Annotated in this window: 16 protein-coding genes; all 16 read left to right on the forward strand. The window is 53.8% G+C overall.

Translation table 11 applies throughout. The annotated features are described in order from the left end of the window. The first annotated feature begins 20 nt into the window (after positions 1 to 20). The 16 genes from ACSFXJ_RS09300 (at position 21) to recO (ending at position 15,861) form a co-directional block, all read left to right on the forward strand. The gene (locus ACSFXJ_RS09300) at positions 21 to 269 is read left to right on the forward strand and encodes a hypothetical protein (protein WP_435924878.1); all 249 of its coding nucleotides are present in this window, start codon (positions 21 to 23) and stop codon (positions 267 to 269) included. A gap of 1,372 nt (positions 270 to 1,641) precedes the next feature. Beyond that, a complete protein-coding gene (locus ACSFXJ_RS09305) occupies positions 1,642 to 2,823 on the forward strand; it encodes an exonuclease SbcCD subunit D (protein ID WP_435924879.1) in 1,182 nt (393 codons plus the stop codon). Next, positions 2,820 to 6,257, forward strand: a complete 3,438-nt coding sequence (locus ACSFXJ_RS09310; RefSeq protein ID WP_435924880.1) for an AAA family ATPase — start codon at positions 2,820 to 2,822, stop codon at positions 6,255 to 6,257. The genes ACSFXJ_RS09305 and ACSFXJ_RS09310 overlap by 4 nt, the downstream gene beginning before the upstream one ends. Before the next feature lie 256 nt (positions 6,258 to 6,513). Then, positions 6,514 to 6,876: a histidine triad nucleotide-binding protein gene (locus ACSFXJ_RS09315; RefSeq protein ID WP_435924881.1), complete on the forward strand. Its 363-nt coding sequence runs from the start codon at positions 6,514 to 6,516 to the stop codon at positions 6,874 to 6,876. A 134-nt stretch (positions 6,877 to 7,010) separates the two neighbouring features. Next, positions 7,011 to 7,184: a 30S ribosomal protein S21 gene (gene rpsU, locus ACSFXJ_RS09320; RefSeq protein WP_005547957.1), complete on the forward strand. Its 174-nt coding sequence runs from the start codon at positions 7,011 to 7,013 to the stop codon at positions 7,182 to 7,184. Between the two features lie 16 nt (positions 7,185 to 7,200). After that, entirely contained in the window at positions 7,201 to 7,644 is a 444-nt protein-coding gene (locus ACSFXJ_RS09325) for a GatB/YqeY domain-containing protein (RefSeq protein WP_435924882.1), read from the forward strand. Between the two features lie 120 nt (positions 7,645 to 7,764). Beyond that, positions 7,765 to 8,055, forward strand: a complete 291-nt coding sequence (yqfC, locus tag ACSFXJ_RS09330) for a sporulation protein YqfC (RefSeq protein ID WP_435924883.1) — start codon at positions 7,765 to 7,767, stop codon at positions 8,053 to 8,055. Then, the gene (gene yqfD / locus ACSFXJ_RS09335; RefSeq protein ID WP_435924884.1) at positions 8,055 to 9,236 is read left to right on the forward strand and encodes a sporulation protein YqfD; all 1,182 of its coding nucleotides are present in this window, start codon (positions 8,055 to 8,057) and stop codon (positions 9,234 to 9,236) included. The genes yqfC and yqfD overlap by 1 nt, the downstream gene beginning before the upstream one ends. A 6-nt stretch (positions 9,237 to 9,242) precedes the next feature. Continuing rightward, positions 9,243 to 10,214, forward strand: coding sequence for a PhoH family protein (locus ACSFXJ_RS09340; protein ID WP_435924885.1), 972 nt, complete (start codon positions 9,243 to 9,245; stop codon positions 10,212 to 10,214). A 70-nt stretch (positions 10,215 to 10,284) separates the two neighbouring features. After that, the gene (locus ACSFXJ_RS09345; protein WP_435924886.1) at positions 10,285 to 12,573 is read left to right on the forward strand and encodes an HD family phosphohydrolase; all 2,289 of its coding nucleotides are present in this window, start codon (positions 10,285 to 10,287) and stop codon (positions 12,571 to 12,573) included. Then, the gene (ybeY, locus tag ACSFXJ_RS09350) at positions 12,545 to 13,042 is read left to right on the forward strand and encodes an rRNA maturation RNase YbeY (RefSeq protein WP_435924887.1); all 498 of its coding nucleotides are present in this window, start codon (positions 12,545 to 12,547) and stop codon (positions 13,040 to 13,042) included. Before ACSFXJ_RS09345 ends, ybeY begins: the two co-directional genes overlap by 29 nt. Continuing rightward, positions 13,042 to 13,416, forward strand: a complete 375-nt coding sequence (locus tag ACSFXJ_RS09355; protein WP_435924888.1) for a diacylglycerol kinase family protein — start codon at positions 13,042 to 13,044, stop codon at positions 13,414 to 13,416. The genes ybeY and ACSFXJ_RS09355 overlap by 1 nt, the downstream gene beginning before the upstream one ends. Positions 13,417 to 13,450: 34 nt before the next feature. After that, positions 13,451 to 13,858, forward strand: a complete 408-nt coding sequence (locus tag ACSFXJ_RS09360; protein WP_435924889.1) for a cytidine deaminase — start codon at positions 13,451 to 13,453, stop codon at positions 13,856 to 13,858. Between the two features lie 15 nt (positions 13,859 to 13,873). Continuing rightward, positions 13,874 to 14,776 (forward strand): GTPase Era, encoded by a 903-nt coding sequence (gene era, locus ACSFXJ_RS09365; protein ID WP_435924890.1) that lies wholly within the window; start codon positions 13,874 to 13,876, stop codon positions 14,774 to 14,776. A 153-nt stretch (positions 14,777 to 14,929) separates the two neighbouring features. Next, positions 14,930 to 15,070, forward strand: a complete 141-nt coding sequence (locus tag ACSFXJ_RS09370; RefSeq protein WP_435924891.1) for a YqzL family protein — start codon at positions 14,930 to 14,932, stop codon at positions 15,068 to 15,070. 41 nt (positions 15,071 to 15,111) lie between these two features. After that, positions 15,112 to 15,861: a DNA repair protein RecO gene (gene recO / locus ACSFXJ_RS09375; protein ID WP_435924892.1), complete on the forward strand. Its 750-nt coding sequence runs from the start codon at positions 15,112 to 15,114 to the stop codon at positions 15,859 to 15,861. Positions 15,862 to 16,021: the final 160 nt, after the last annotated feature.

The raw sequence follows: 16,021 nt of genomic DNA on the forward strand, positions 1-16,021 counted from the left end.
CACGGACGCTTTTCCGGAGCATGGCGACGACAATGGGCTCGCTATCAAACATCGAAGCGAGCCAGCAAAAAAGGAAGACAGCGAAGGGAAAGAGGCCGGGGAACATTAGGGAGTACGCGGCGGCTTGCGGAAGCAAGATCGCGGGCGACGCACGAAGGTCACCGGACGCTTTCCCGGAGCATGGCGACGACAATGGGCCCGCTACCAAACATCGAAGCGAGCCAACAAAAAAGAAGGACAGCGAAGGGAAAGAGGCCGGGGAGCATTAGGGAGTGCGCGGCGACTTGCGAGAGCAAGATCGCGGGCGACGCACGAAGGTCACCGGACGCTTTCCCGTAGCATGACGACGACAATGGGCTCGCTACCAAACATCGAAGCGGGCCAACAAAAGAGAAGGATAGCGAAGGGAAAGAGGCCGGGGAACATTAGGGAGTACGCAGCGACTTGCTCGAATGCAAGATCGCGAGCGACGAACGAAGATCACCGGACGCTTTCCCGGAGCATAACGACGAAAATTGGCTCACTACCAAACATCAAAGCGGGCCAACAAAAAAGAAGGACAGCGAAGGGAAAGAGGCCGGGGAACATTAGGGAGTGCGCGGTGACTTGCGGAAGCAAGATCGCGAGTGACGTACGAAGATCACCGGATGCTTTCCCGAAGCATGGCGACGGCACTAAGGCTCGCTACTAAGCATGGAAGCAAGCCAGAAAAAGAGAAGGATAGCGAAGGGAAAGAGGCTGGGGAGCATTAGGGAGTACGCGGCGGCTTGCGAGAGCAAGATCGCAAGCGACGTACGAAGATCACCGGACGCTTTCCCGGAGCATGGCGACGACAATGGGCTCGCTACCAAACATCGAAGCGGGCCAACAAAAGAGAAGGATAGCGAAGGGAAAGAGGCCGGGGAGCATTAGGGAGTGCGCGGCGACTTGCGGTAGCAAGATCGCGAGCGACGAACGAAGATCACCGGATACTTTCCCGGAGCATGACGACGACACTATGGCTCGCTACTAAGCAAGGTAGCAAGCCAGAAAAAGAGAAGGATAGCGCAGGGAAAGAGGCTGGGGAACATTAGGGAGTACGCGGCGACTTGCGGAAGCAAGATCGCGAGCGACGAACGAAGATCACCGGACGCTTTCCCGGAGCATAACGACGAAAAATTGGCTCACTACCAAACATCAAAGCGGGCCAACAAACAAGAAGGATAGCGCAGGGAAAGAGGCCGGGGAACATTAGGGAGTGCGCGGTGACTTGCGAGAGCAAGATCGCGGGCGACGCACGAAGTTCACCGGACGCTTTCCCGTAGCATGACGACGACAATGGGCTCGCTACCAAACATCAAAGCGGGCCAACAAACAAGAAGGATAGCGCAGGGAAAGAGGCCGGGGAGCATTAGGGAGTACGCGGCGACTTGCGTAAGCAAGATCGCAAGCGACGTACGAAGGTCACCGGACGCTTTCCCGTAGCATGACGACGACAATGGGCTCGCTACCAAACATCGAAGCGAGCCAACAAAAGAGAAGACAGCGAAGGGAAAGAGGCCGGGGAGCATTAGGGAGTGCGCGGCGAATTGCGGAAGCAAGATCGCGAGCGACGTACGAAGATCACCGGATACTTTCCCGGAGCGTAAGGAGGTTAAGGCAGTGCGAATATTGCATACGGGAGACTGGCATTTGGGACGGACGCTGGAAGGAAGGAGCCGGCTGCCCGAGCAGGAGCAGTTTCTGGATGAGTTGGTGCGGATGTCCGACGACCAGCAGGTGGATGTTATTTTAATGGCCGGCGACGTGTATGACAGCGTCAACCCGCCGGCCGCCGCGGAAAGCTTGTTCTACGAAGCGGCCGCGAGATTGACCGAGAACGGACGCCAACTGGTCGTGATCGCGGGCAATCACGACCAGCCGGAGCGGGTTTCCGCCGTGGCGCCGCTTGTTTCGCGCCGGGGAATTACGCTTGCGGGACTCCCGAGCGTGGAGGCAGTCCGCATTCAAGCGCAACGCACCGGCGAGCATGCGATCATTGCGGCACTGCCTTACCCTTCGGAAGCGAGACTGTCCGAATTGCTGGCCGGCGACAGCGACGAAAATGAACTTCGACTTGCCTATAGCGCCAAGGTGGCGGGGTTGATGCGCAAGCTATCCGGAGCATTCCGCCCGGATACCGTCAATTTGGCGATGAGCCATATTTATGTGCTGGGCGGGCTGGAATGCGATTCGGAACGTCCGATCCAGGTCGGAGGGGCTTACACGGTGGATCCTTCCTCCCTGGATATCGGCGCCCAATACACCGCCTTGGGGCATCTTCACCGCCCTCAGGCCGTTAAAGGAAACGGATTGATCCGCTACAGCGGATCCCCGCTCGCGTATAGCTTTTCCGAAGCCGGACAGGCGAAGTCCGTTATGCTCTTGGATCTGGCCCCGGGCGGCGTTCCGCAGACGGAGGAGCTGTTTCTGACGAGCGGTCGTCCGCTCGTCCGCTGGAGCTGCCGCGGAGGCCTGGAGGAGGCTTGGCGGTTTCTTGATGAAGGCAGGGACAGAAATGCATTTATCGATTTGGAGCTTCATTTGGGCGAAGCGATGTCGCTGGGCGATATTCAAAACCTGCGGAAAGCGCATGAAGGCATTGTACATATCCGGCCGGTGTATCCGGGAAGGGATGAGGAGGAGTTCGCGGCGATGCGTGCCCAAATGCCCGTCCATGAGCTGTTCCGAAAGTTTTATCAACGGCAAAGCGGCGGAGCGGAGCCGGAGGAGGAATTGGTCGAGCTGTTTATGTCGCTCGTTTCGGATGAGGAAGAACTGCAGGACGGGGAGGTCGAATCATGAAACCGATATCGCTTAAATTATCCGGTCTGCAAAGCTACCGGGAGATGCAGGAGATCGACTTTGCCGAGCTTAGCGATACTGGCTTGTTCGGCATCTTCGGGCCGACCGGGAGCGGCAAATCGACGCTGCTTGATGCCATCACCCTGGCGATGTACGGAAAAGTTGGCCGCGCCGCAAACGGAACACAGGGAATTATGAATCATTCGGAGGATTCGCTGTTCGTTGCTTTTACGTTCGAGCTAGTGTCGGCGCAAGGTACGGAGAGGTACCGGGTAGAGCGGCGGTTTAAACGGCAGAACGAACTTTCCGTCAGCAACACGATCAGCCGTTTTATCGAGATCGGGCCTGAAGGGGAAAAGGTTCTAGCCGATAAGCTGGCGGAGGTCACCCGGCTGGTGGAGGAGAAAATCGGTCTGAAGATGGACGATTTTACCCGGGCCGTCGTGCTTCCACAGGGGAAATTCGCGGAATTTTTATCTTTGAAAGGGGCCGATCGCAGACAGATGCTGCAGCGGCTGTTTCACCTGGAGAAATACGGCGACCAGCTTGGGCAGAAGCTATCTCGGAAAGTAAAAGAAACGGATCAAGCTTTAAAAGAACTGGCCGCGGAGCAGCAAGGCCTTGGTTCGGCTTCAGAAGAGGCGCTGAAAGCGGCGGAGGAAGCACTGAAGGCGGCGGGCGAACTGGCAGTGGCCCGGCGTAAGGAGCTTGCCGCAGCCCGGGAACGCTTCGAGACGTTAGCGAAGGTGCGCGAACTGAGCCAGGAGCGCGGCCGCAGGGCGGCGCTCCTGGCGAGCCTGCGCGAACGGGACGGCGCCGTTCGCGAGCTTGAAGCGCGGCTTGCCCGGGCAGCCGCGGCGGAAAGCCTCAGGCCGGTGCTCACGGCCTGGAATGCGGCGCGGCAGCAGGCGGCGGAACGCGCAGCCGCAGCCGCCCGCGCCGCCGAGGCGGCTGCCGCAGCCGCAGCCGCCTTCAACGCGGCCGCCGCTAACGCGGAGGCGGCCACGGGCGCGCTCAGCCGCGAGGAGCCCGCGCTGCTGCTGCGCCTGGACCAGTTGGAGCAAGCGAAGCTGCTCCAACAGGAATGCGCGCAGCTTGCCGCAGAGCTGCGCGAACTGCAAAGCTCCCGCGAGCGGCTGGCCGCGCAGCGCAAAACCGCGGGCGAGGAGCTGCAGAAGGAAGAGCAGCTCCTCGCCCGGGCCAAACAGCGCCAGCTGGAGCTGGAGCAGCTGTTGAAAGAATGCGCGGTCAGCGCCGCCGAGCGGCAGCAGGTACAACTGGCAGACCGCAGAAGGCAGGACATTCTCCGGCTGCGGGAAGAAGCACAAAAAGCGCAGCAAGCAGGAGATCGCCTTAGTGTGAAAGTAGATCAAAGCGAGGCAAAGCTTTCGGAAATCGCGAAGCGCGAACAAGCCGCCGTTACCCTAAGCAAAGAGTTGGCGGACAACTTGAATGAGCATATTCGCCAGTCGTATAAGCTGCAAAACGAAATGAAGGCGGCTGAAGAAGCGGTCATTAAGGCGGAAGCCGATATTCGCGCCCGTCTGAAAAACAGGGAGCATCAATGGTGGGCGGCACGGCTAGCGGAGCAGCTCAAGGATGGCGATCCGTGCCCGGTTTGCGGCTCGTCCCACCATCCAGCCACGGCGGCTGCGCTCGAGGAAGCGGACGGCGACGAAGCCAAGCTGGAACAGCTCGCAGGACTTCTGTCGGACTTGCGGGAGTTGAAACAAACGGCAACCGGCGGAGTCGGCGCCGGGCGCAGCCTGCTGGAAGCCCTTGACCTCCCCGATTCCGAAGCGGCACTTGGGGAGGACTCCGGCGTCGAAAGGCTCGAAACGGCAGCGGCCCGCGAACACGATGATGCGCAAGCTCCGCTCCTTTTCACTCCGGAGGAAGCCCGGGACCGGTTATCCTATCTCGGCAATCAGCTCGAACGGTTACGGGTAAGGATGGAAGAGCTGCAACCCGAGGTACGGCAAGTGAAAAACAGGATTTCCGCACTACAGGCGGAACGGTCGGCGGCCCAGGCGGAATCCGCGGCAAACGAAATTTTGTACAAGCAGGCATTGGAGACGATCCGTAACAGTCAAGAGCTTCTAGCGATCAAAACCTCGGAATGGGAGAGGGAGCATCCTGACATGGCTTTGGAAGAGGCCGAACGGCTAGGCGCCGTTTTGGAGGAGAAGGACCGCCAGGCGGATGACCTCAAACAGCGGCTCGCGGCAAGCGTTCCGTTTATCGAGGAGAAAGCCGCCAGACAAACGGAGCTTAACCGGGAGATCGTGGAGCTGGACAAGCTCCTGTTGCAGCAGGAGGCTCAAGAGCAGGGCAAACAAACATTGCTCCAGGAAAAAACGGTTCGCCTGCATGCCTGGATTGGAGAAAGTGGCCGTTCCGCCGAAGAGATGCTTCCGGAAACCCGGCTTCGTTTGGACGAGTTGCGCCGGGAGGCCGAGGAGAGCCGAATTCGGTTAAGTCAAGCCGATGCCGGAAGCCGGGAAGCCGCGGAGGCCAACGCTTTGGCTGGTCAAGCGGCGCAGACCGCCCGTGAGCAGGAAACGCAATGTCATGAGCGTTGGCAAACGGAACTCGGCGCTTCTCCTTTCGAAAGCGATGCGGAAGTTCTTGAGGCCTATATGGAGCCCGGCCGGGCAGAGGAGGCCGCCCGGAAAATCAAGCTTCACCGGGACGAGGAGCGCGAGCATGAGATTACCCTTAAGGAGCTGGACGCGAAGCTGGATGGACGAAGCATATCCGAGAATGAATGGGAGGCTTGCAGGCAAGCTCTCGAGCTCGCTGTCCAAAGCGACGAAGCGGCTTTGCAGGCGAAGGCCCGCGCAGAGCGCGACCTCGAGGATATTCAGGCCAGACACGTCCGTTGGAAGGAGATCGAGGCGGAAAGACTCCGGCTTGAGCATCGATCGGGCCTGCTCGGAAAGCTGCAATCCGCCCTTCGCGGCAATGCCTTTGTAGAGTATGTCGCCGAGGAACAGCTTATGAACGTCAGCCATGCCGCCTCCCAGCGTCTGCGTTCCCTGACCAAGCAGAGATACGCTCTGGAAACCGACTCCGGCGGAGGGTTCGTCATCTGCGACGATGCGAACGGCGGCGTCAAACGGCCGGTAGCTACCCTTTCGGGAGGCGAGACGTTCCTGACTTCGCTAGCCCTCGCACTAGCCCTGTCCGCCCAGATACAGCTCAGAGGCCAGTATCCGCTGCAATTCTTTTTCCTCGACGAAGGCTTCGGCACGCTGGATCCGGAACTGCTCGATACCGTCATTACGTCGCTGGAACATTTGCATCACGATCATTTGGCCGTGGGCCTCATTACTCATGTCGCCGAGCTCCGGTCCAGGCTGGCGCGGCGTCTGATCGTCATACCCGCGGAAAGCGGAGGGGAAGGCTCCAGAGTAATGATAGAACGGATGTAGCTATGAAAAGAAATTGTGACAGAAATCACAGATACAGTATCACCCGACTGTTATACTACAGGTAGCCGACATCATTTTAAAGAAACACCCCGACGGACGTATTGGTGACAGAGATTCATTTCGCATTTCGGTCCAATACGTCCGTACGACGAGCGAACTCATTGAGGGAGCCGGGTGCTTCTTTTTTTTGCCTATTTTCGGTATTATAGGAGAGATGTATAAATATAAAATTCACATATAAACTGGAGGGTTTCGTTTGGAAAACTGTTTGTTTTGCAAAATTGCCGAAGGTTCCATTCCGTCAAACAAAGTGTACGAAGACGAACAATTTCTCGTATTTCACGATATTCAACCCGCGGCGCCTACTCATGTTCTGATCATCCCGAAAAAGCATATCGCCACAATGAACGATGCAGGTCCGGAGGACTATGCATTGATCGGGGAAATGCACCGCATAGCCCAGGAGGCTGCCCGCAAGCTCGGTATCGCGGAGAGCGGGTACAGATTGATCAATAACTGCGGCCCTGACGCCGGACAAGCGGTATACCACATTCATTATCATTTGCTCGGAGGGAAAAAACTCGGCGCGCTTGTGCAGAACTCGGATTCCCACGCCTAAAGGATCGTTTCTTAATTGTACCAATTCTAAAAATAGGGCGTTCAGGTTGACACCCTATTTATATTTCCCCTATAATGAAGTTTGATGAACCGTGTTATGCTCTTGGACGGTCTGGTCGGAGGGAGGGAAAACTGGTGTCTGAAACTAAAGTTCGCAAAAACGAGACAATTGATGCTGCACTTCGTCGCTTTAAGCGCTCCATCGCAAAGGATGGCGTATTGGCTGAGGTGAAGAAACGCAAGCATTATGAAAAGCCAAGCGTAAAGCGCAAGAAAAAGTCTGAGGCTGCTCGTAAAAGAAAGTTTTAGGAGGATTTTGTAAGCTATGAGTCTTAGCGAGCGATTGAACGAAGATATGAAGCAAGCGATGAAGAGTCAAGACAAGTTCAAACTCTCCACCATTCGAATGGTTCGTGCTACAATCAAGAATCTTGAGATAGATTTGAAAAGACCTTTGAACGATAATGAAGTGCTTGATATCCTAAGTCGTGAGATCAAACAGCGCAAAGATGCCCTCCAAGAATTTGAAAAAGCAGGTCGTGACGATCTTGCCGCAAACGTCAAGGCAGAGGCCGAGATTATTGCCGAATACCTTCCCGAACAGCTGAGCGAAGAAGAAATTAAAGTCATTGTACAGCAGACCATCCAGGAAACCGGTGCTACTTCGAAAGCCGATATCGGGAAAGTGATGAGCGCGCTCATGCCCAAGGTCAAAGGCCGGGCTGACGGCAAGCTTGTTAATCAGGCAGTTCAACAGCTTTTGCAATAGCGAAATGAAAAACAACACCTTCTACATCCGTAGAGGGTGTTTTTTCTGTTTGTTTTGTTTTCTCATAAATCACAATCCACCCGCATAATTTGTAAAGTAGGGGAAGGAGGATTGCCTCATATGAGCCGGTTTGTCCGCAAATTCCGTAAATGGACGGTCGATGCTCTCGACCTGCCGAGCGATCTTGTATTCGATTTGCCAAGGCTCACCTTGATCGGAGGTAAGCAGCTATACATAGAGAACCATCGGGGCGTCGTGCATTTTTCCCCTGAATCCCTTCATTTGGAGTTAAGCCATGGGATGATTGAGGTGGAGGGAAGCGATTTGGTCATTAAAGAAATCATGCCGGAAGAAGTCGTGGTCGAAGGACGGATTTTCGGCATTAAATATCGCGGAACGGAGGAATCCTAGTGAAATCACCGATATTTTCCCGTCTGCGCGGGGCCTTAACCGTCGTGATCCGCGGCGGGTCCATCGAGCGGTTTATCAATGAGCTTTCGCGGAAAGGCATTGAAGTATGGGATTTGAAGCCTCAACCTGACGGCAGCATGGAGGCGACACTACAGACCGGGAATTACTTTGCCCTCAGGCCCCTTTTACGTCGGACAGGCTGCAGGCTGGAGGCCAAGCGACGGAGCGGGCTGCCGTTCGTCATGCTTCGTTTGTGGCGCAGAAAAACATTCGTATTCGGCTTCGCCTTGTTTATCGCCATCATCTTCAGCTTATCCCAGCTTGTGTGGGATATCGAGGTGAAGGGAAACGTGAAGATTCCCGACGAAGACGTGTTGAAGGCAGCGCGCGAGGAGGGGCTTTACCCGTTCCAGTGGATATTTTCATTGCCGAAACAGGACAAGCTTTCCGCAGAATTGACCCGCAAGCTGCCGGGGACTTCCTGGGTCGGCGTATCCCGTTCGGGAACGAAAATGTACATCCAGATCGTAGAGGCGACCGAGCCGAAAAATAAGGAGCTTGTCAGTCCGCGCCACCTGGTCAGCAAGGCCGACGGGGTCGTGACTTATATATATGCGGAGAAAGGGCAGCCGGAAGTCAAAAAGCATGACCGCGTCAAAAAGGGGCAGGTTCTCGTGTCCGGAATCCAAGGCGGGAAATTGGTCGTTTCCAAAGGCGAAATCCGGGGGAACGTGTGGCATGAGTATAAAATCGAGGTCCCGCTCGTTCGAAAACAAAAGGTGTATACCGGAGAAAAGAAGGAGCGGGGTTATCTGTTTTTCGGCAAAACGGCGATTCAACTGACCGGTTACGGAAAGCTGGATTTCGAGCACTCCCAAACGCTAACGGATTTTGACCGTCTTACATGGAGAAGCTTAAAGCTTCCTATCGGCTGGATGACCGAGAAGGAGCTCGAAACGACGGTGCTTGAAATCAAGCTGACCGAGGAACAGGCGAAAAAGGACGGGATCGATCGCGCAAAAAGAGACATTTTGGCCAGAAACGGCGCGGACAGTGTCATTTTGAACCAAAAAATTTTGCATGAGAACACAGAGAATGGTAAAGTTTATATGAAAGTGCTTTTTGAAGTGGATCAAAATATCGCGGAAGAACTTCCGATAGTACATGACCAAGGAGAATGAGGATATTTGGCAGAACAACCATACATGATCAAAATTACGCTTCAAAATGCGGCGGAGGGGCTTTCTCTGTTCGGTCCCCATGATGTATTTTTGAGACTGGTCGAGGAGCATTTGCGGGCGGCCATCGTACTGCGAGAGTCGGAAATTTCCGTGCGTGGCGAAGAGCGCGAGGTAGAGCGCGTTAAGCAATTGTTCGAGGTGCTTCTTGAACTTATTCGCAACGGGTATATACTTACCGAGCGGGATGTTCTCTATGCAATCGATCTGGCGAAAGATTTCCGCGCGGATCAGCTGCTCGATCTGTACAAAGGGGAAATCGCGGTGACGTTCCGCGGCAAGCCTCTCAGGCCCAAAACGATCGGCCAGAAGCATTACGTCACGACGATCAAAAAACGGGATATCGTGTTCGGCATCGGGCCTGCCGGTACGGGTAAAACCTATCTGGCGGTCGTTATGGCCATTACTGCTTTGAAGGAAGGAACGGTTAAGAGAATTATTCTGACCCGACCGGCAGTGGAAGCCGGCGAAAGCCTCGGATTTTTGCCCGGCGATTTGCAAGAGAAGGTCGATCCCTACCTGCGTCCCCTGTATGATGCGCTTTACGACGTAATGGGACCGGATCAGACCGCAAAAGCGCTGGAACGCGGCTTGATCGAGATTGCGCCGCTCGCGTACATGCGCGGTCGGACGCTCGACGATTCATTTATTATTTTGGACGAGGCTCAGAATACGACGCCGGAACAGATGAAGATGTTCCTGACCCGTCTCGGCTTCGGCTCCAAGATGGTCATTACCGGCGACGTTACGCAAATCGATTTGCCCAAAGGGAAAAAGTCGGGGCTCGTCGAAGCGAAAAACATTTTGAGCAACATTGAAGAAATCGGGTTTGTCTATTTTGCGGAATCGGACGTGGTCCGGCATTCGCTAGTTCAGAAAATTATAGTTGCATATGACCGTGCTGCTGAAAATCAGGGTTAATCATCCAGCCCCAAATCGTGTTCAATCAGGGTTTGCAGGGCTTTAATTTTTTCAGGAGGGCTGTCTCAAGATGATCTCAAATGACCAGCAAGGTAAATCCAAGCTTCATTCCAAAACCGCGGGATGGAAATACAGCGCTTCGGTCCGTTACGTACTGTACGTGCTCTTGATCGCCATCCTTTATTTCAGCATGGCTCCCAAGCTGCTGCCGGAAACCTACGACATTGCGGTAGGGATGCCCAGCGACAAAGAGATTCTGGCTCCGATGGAAATTCCGAATACGAAAGCGACCTTGAAGGCACAGGAAGAAGCCGCCGAAAAGGTCGGACAAGTATACACGATCCTGCCGCTGCGCAATGAAGCGCTGGTCGGGCAATTGCTCGACCGGATATTCCGGCTTAATCAGGATGATCAGGTGGCCACGGAAGATAAAATCAATATTTACCGGGAAGAACTCCCGCAGCGCGTGAAGGACCATGTCCAGAATTTCATTATGAACAACCGGAACTCGGGAACGTATTCCTCCACTTTGTTTCAGGAAGTAACCCAAAAGGTGGATGAGCAGCAATATCACATTTCCGAGGAAACGTTTATCAAAATTCCGAAGCTGACGCCTGAGGATATCAACGAAATGAAGCCGGTGGCGGCCGATATCGTCGCGCGTCTGATGACCGACCAGATCGTGGACGCGCAAGTGGCGCGGTCCAAGGTGGCGGAAATGGTCAGCACGAGCTCGCTCAGCAAACGGATTTCCCGCGAAGTCGTGCAGGAACTGGCCAGATTGTCCATCACGGCGAACAAGTTCTACGATGAAGAAGCCACGAAAACGGCGAAGGTGGAGGCGCGGGAAAATACGCCTACCGTCTATATCAAGCAGGGCGACGTACTGGTCGGAAAAGGCGAAAAAATTACCGAGGAAATGTATACGCTGTTGGAAAAGAACGGCCTGCTTAAGGATGAGGTCAACTATTGGCCGCAGTTCGGTCTGGTGCTGTTGTCCTCTTTAATGGCGCTCGGGCTGATTATGTTTATGCGCCAATCCGAAGGCGTAAGCCGGTTTAAATACAACAACTCGCAGTTTGTCATGTTGTTGATGATTATTTTAATCACCATCATATCCATGCATATTATCGGGATCATGCAGAACGAGCAGCGCCCTTATATCGGATATCTTGCGCCGGTAGCGACGGGCGCGATGCTGATCACGCTGTTGATCGATCTTTCTTTGGCCTACATTTGTTCCATCATGATAAGCATATTGGCCAGCGTAATCCTGAATGTCCATCAGGGACAAATTTTTGATTTTGAACTCGGGTTTTTCGCGCTCGTTATTTCATTTGCTTCGATCTTTGCGATCCATCGCGCCAGTCAGCGTTCGACGCTGCTTAAAGCCGGCATTATGATCTGCCTGTTCGGTTCCGTGTCCGTATTTACGCTCATATTGATCAATAATGACGGGTGGACGGAATCAAGCACATTATATGCGATCGGCTTCGCGATCGCCGGCGGGCTCTTGACGACGATTCTCGTCATCGGATTGATGCCGTTCTTCGAAGTGACCTTCGGCATTTTGTCCGCGCTTAAGCTGGTCGAACTGTCGAACCCGAACCATCCGCTGCTGCGCAAGCTGCTGACGGAAACGCCGGGCACGTACCATCACAGCGTCATGGTCGGCAATTTGTCCGAGGCTGCCGCCGAAGCGATAGGTGCGGATGGTTTGTTATGCCGGGTGGGCTCGTATTATCACGATATCGGCAAGACCAAGCGTCCGAGTTATTTTATCGAGAACCAAAACAATATGGAGAATCCGCATGATTTCATCGATCCGAAGCTGAGCAAATCGATCATTATCGCACATGCCCGCGACGGAGTCGAAATGCAAAAGGAATACAAGCTTCCTAAGCCGATCCGCGACATTGCGGAACAGCATCACGGCACGACGTTCCTGCATTACTTCTATCACAAAGCTTTGTCTTTGGCCGAGGAGCAGGGAGTCCAGCCTGATTTTACCGAAGATGATTTCCGGTATCCGGGACCGAAAGCCCAATCCAAGGAAGCGGCGATCGTCGGAATTGCCGACAGTGTGGAGGCCGCGGTACGTTCTTTGCGGAAACCGACGGTGGAGCAAGTGGAGACGATGATCGAGAAAATCATCAAAAGCCGGCTGGACGATCATCAGTTCAATGAATGCGACCTGACGATGCGCGAGCTTGACTTGATCGCTCAAACGCTGAAGGAAACCGTGATGGGCATTTTCCATTCCCGGATCGAGTATCCGGAGCAGATCAAGAAAACGAAGGCAAACGAGAAAGATAAAGGAGTTGAAGTGAATGGGACTAACTCTGGCTTGGAACAATGAGCAAGAAGTGATGGAGGTCAAGGACGAATTGATCTCCCTCTTGGATAAAATTCTTCAAGCGGCGGGAGAAGCCGAAGGGATCGAGGACGGCGAAGTGGCCCTTACCTTCGTAACGGATGAAGGGATTCATGAATTGAACCGGGAATACCGGGGGATCGACCGGCCGACGGATGTGTTGTCGTTCGCGATGAACGAGTCTCTGGATGAAGAGATGGACATTGTGTACGAGCTCGAAGAAGGCGAAGAACTGGATGACATGGGCGACGAGCTTGGAGATATTATTATCTCCGTGGAACGTGCCCGTTCGCAGAGCGAAGAGTACGGGCACTCGCTGGAAAGAGAGATCGGATTTTTGTTCGTTCACGGATTTCTACACCTGCTCGGATATGATCATCAGGATACGGCGAGCGAAAAGGTCATGATGGACAAGCAAGAGGCCGTGCTTGCGAAGGTGGGGCTTGTCCGCTGATGAAGCCGCGTCGCACGTGGAGCGAAACTTTTCGGGATGCATGGAACGGAATCGCGGCATCGCTGAAATCCGAACGCAATTTGAAGGTTCATTTCACTGCCGCGGCGCTCGTCGTCATCGCCGGGATCTATTTTCGCCTCCCTCTTCGGGATATGGCTTTGCTCCTTGCGGTTATCGCCTTGGTGATTGCGGCGGAGCTGATAAACACCGCGATTGAAGCTGCGGTCGATCTGGTCACTCCGGAATGGCACAGCCTGGCCAAAGCCGCCAAGGATGCCGCTGCCGGTGCGGTGCTGGTCGCCGCGGCTTTTGCCGTTCTGATCGGAATCCTGCTGTTTTACGGACCGGTGACATCGGCGCTCGGCTGGAACTGACTAATATTTTTATAATCAAAGGGAGTTGAAGGACATGGATTATAGCGTCTTGATTCAGGAAGCGATCAAGGCCAGAGCGGCGGCATACGTACCTTATTCCCGTTTTGGAGTCGGTGCTGCGCTGCTCGACGAAGACGGTCATATTCATCATGGCTGCAATATCGAAAACGCCGCTTACGGACCGACAAATTGCGGAGAACGGACGGCGATTTTCCGGGCGATAGCCGACGGCCATAAACCGGGATCATTCCGGGCAATCGCGGTGGTCGCGGACACGGATGGACCCGTTTCCCCCTGCGGCGTCTGCCGCCAGGTGATGGTGGAACTTTGCGGTCCCGATATGCCTGTGATACTAAGCAATCTAAAGGGAGATGTCCGCGAGACCACGGTCGGAGAACTGCTCCCGGACTATTTTAGTTCTTCCGATTTAAAAGACCAGTGAGGAAGGAAAGCAACCATGGCTAAACAAAAATTCAAATCCGGGTTCGTTGCCATCGTCGGCCGCCCGAATGTCGGCAAATCAACGTTAATGAACCATATTATCGGGCAAAAAATCGCGATCATGTCGGACAAACCGCAAACAACGCGGAACAAAATTCATGGGGTTTACACCTCTGAAGAAATGCAAATCGTGTTTCTGGATACGCCGGGTATTCACAAGCGCCAGTCCAAGCTGGGCGATTTTATGAATAATACGGCATTGAACGCTCTCGGAGAGGTCGAGGCGGTTCTGTTCCTGGTGGATGCGGCGGAAGGATTCGGCGGCGGAGACCGGTTCATTATCGAGCGTTTGAAGGACGTGCGTACCCCGGTTATCCTCGTATTGAACAAAATCGACCGGGTCCAGCCCGAAGAGCTGCTCCCGATGATCGAGCAATACCGGAGTCTTTATGCGTTTGCGGAGATCGTTCCGATCTCGGCAAAACTGGGTAATAACGTGAATACGCTGATTGAGCAAATCGGCAAATATTTGCCGGAAGGTCCTCAGTATTATCCGGAAGATCAGGTTACGGATCATCCGGAACAGTTTGTGTGCGCCGAGCTGATCCGGGAGAAAATATTGCATCTGACCCGTGAGGAAGTTCCGCATTCCATTGCCGTCACCATTGAAGATATGAGGGTGGAGGATAACGGGGTCGTTTATATCTCGGCAGTCATTTTTGTCGAGCGTGACTCCCAAAAAGGAATAATTATCGGAAAACAGGGATCGTTGTTAAAGGAAATCGGCAAGCTGGCCAGACATGATATCGAGAACCTGCTCGGTTCGAAAATTTTCCTTGAGCTTTGGGTGAAAGTGAAGAAGGACTGGCGCAACCAAGACCGGATCTTGAAAGACCTGGGCTTCCACAAGGATGCGTAAAGGTGTTTGGTTTGAAGAGTAGAAGATAAGCTTATTCCATTCAACTTATGCAAGTTTAAACTTGGGAGTTATTGCAACGCATAGATCGCATTCGTCGGCACATCCTATTTCTTGTAAATGCAAGCGTCATTTCCGAAGAAAGGGTGAATACGAATGCGAGATTTTTCGTGGAAGTATTTTTCAATGACTGGAGATGTCGATGCTTACTTGCTGTACAAAGAAGCCGGCTCGAGTTCCGAGGAGGAGGCTGCCGCGGCCGAGGAATTGCTGATCCAGGAAGAGCAAGCGGAATAAGATTGGATATCAACAGGTTTTAAGCGTTTGGGGGAAGAGACATGCTTTACAGGGTGGAGGGAATCGTCATCCGCAGCATGGACTACGGCGAGGGGAACAAGATCATTACGCTGTGCACGGAAACACACGGCAAGATCGGGGTATTGGCGCGCGGGGCTAAAAAGGTAAAGAGCAGGCATGCGGCCCTGACGCAACCTTTCACGTATGGGGAATATGTTTTTTTTCGGCAAAATCAAGGCCTTGGCACGCTCAATTCGGGTGAGATCATGGAATCTCACTTTTCTTTGCGGGAAGACTTGTTTCTTGCGGCCTATGCTTCCTATGCATGCGAATTGCTTGACCGTACGCTGCAGGACGAGGAGGTCGGCAGTTTTTGGTTCACCCAGCTCAAGGCATGCTTGGACGGGCTGTCGGCAGGCAAGGATCCCCAGGTCGTGATTCATCTTTTTGAAATGAAAATATTGCAGGCAGCCGGGTACGGTCCTTCGATCGATCAATGCGTCTCTTGCGGAAGATCCGACGATACGCTTGCGCTAAGTCCTAGGCTCGGCGGTAAACTGTGCCGTTCCTGCCGTCATCAGGATCCTGCGGCCATGCAAGTGTCGCCGGGAGTCTTCAAGCTGTTGTCCCTGTTTGAAAGAATGGATTTGAGAAGGCTCGGGAATATTGAGGTAAAGGATACGACAAAAACGGAATTAAAAACCGTCATGCGGGCCTTTATGGATATGCAATTGGGGCTTAAACTCAAATCGCGTCAATTTTTGGATCAGCTCGACAAATACGAAATTTGACGTTCTTTATAAAATCGGATATGATAAATTAGAATTTCTCCTTGCAGTGAACGGGAAAAGTAGTGGGGATTATGCCGCAATCAGCGAGCCGGGGACGGTGAAAGCCCGGACGGATAACTCATGAATTTTGGCGCCCCGGGAGCGTGGGGAATCGTTCGTG

This window comes from Paenibacillus salivarius (genome assembly GCF_051307165.1).
Lineage (GTDB): Bacteria > Bacillota > Bacilli > Paenibacillales > Paenibacillaceae > Fontibacillus.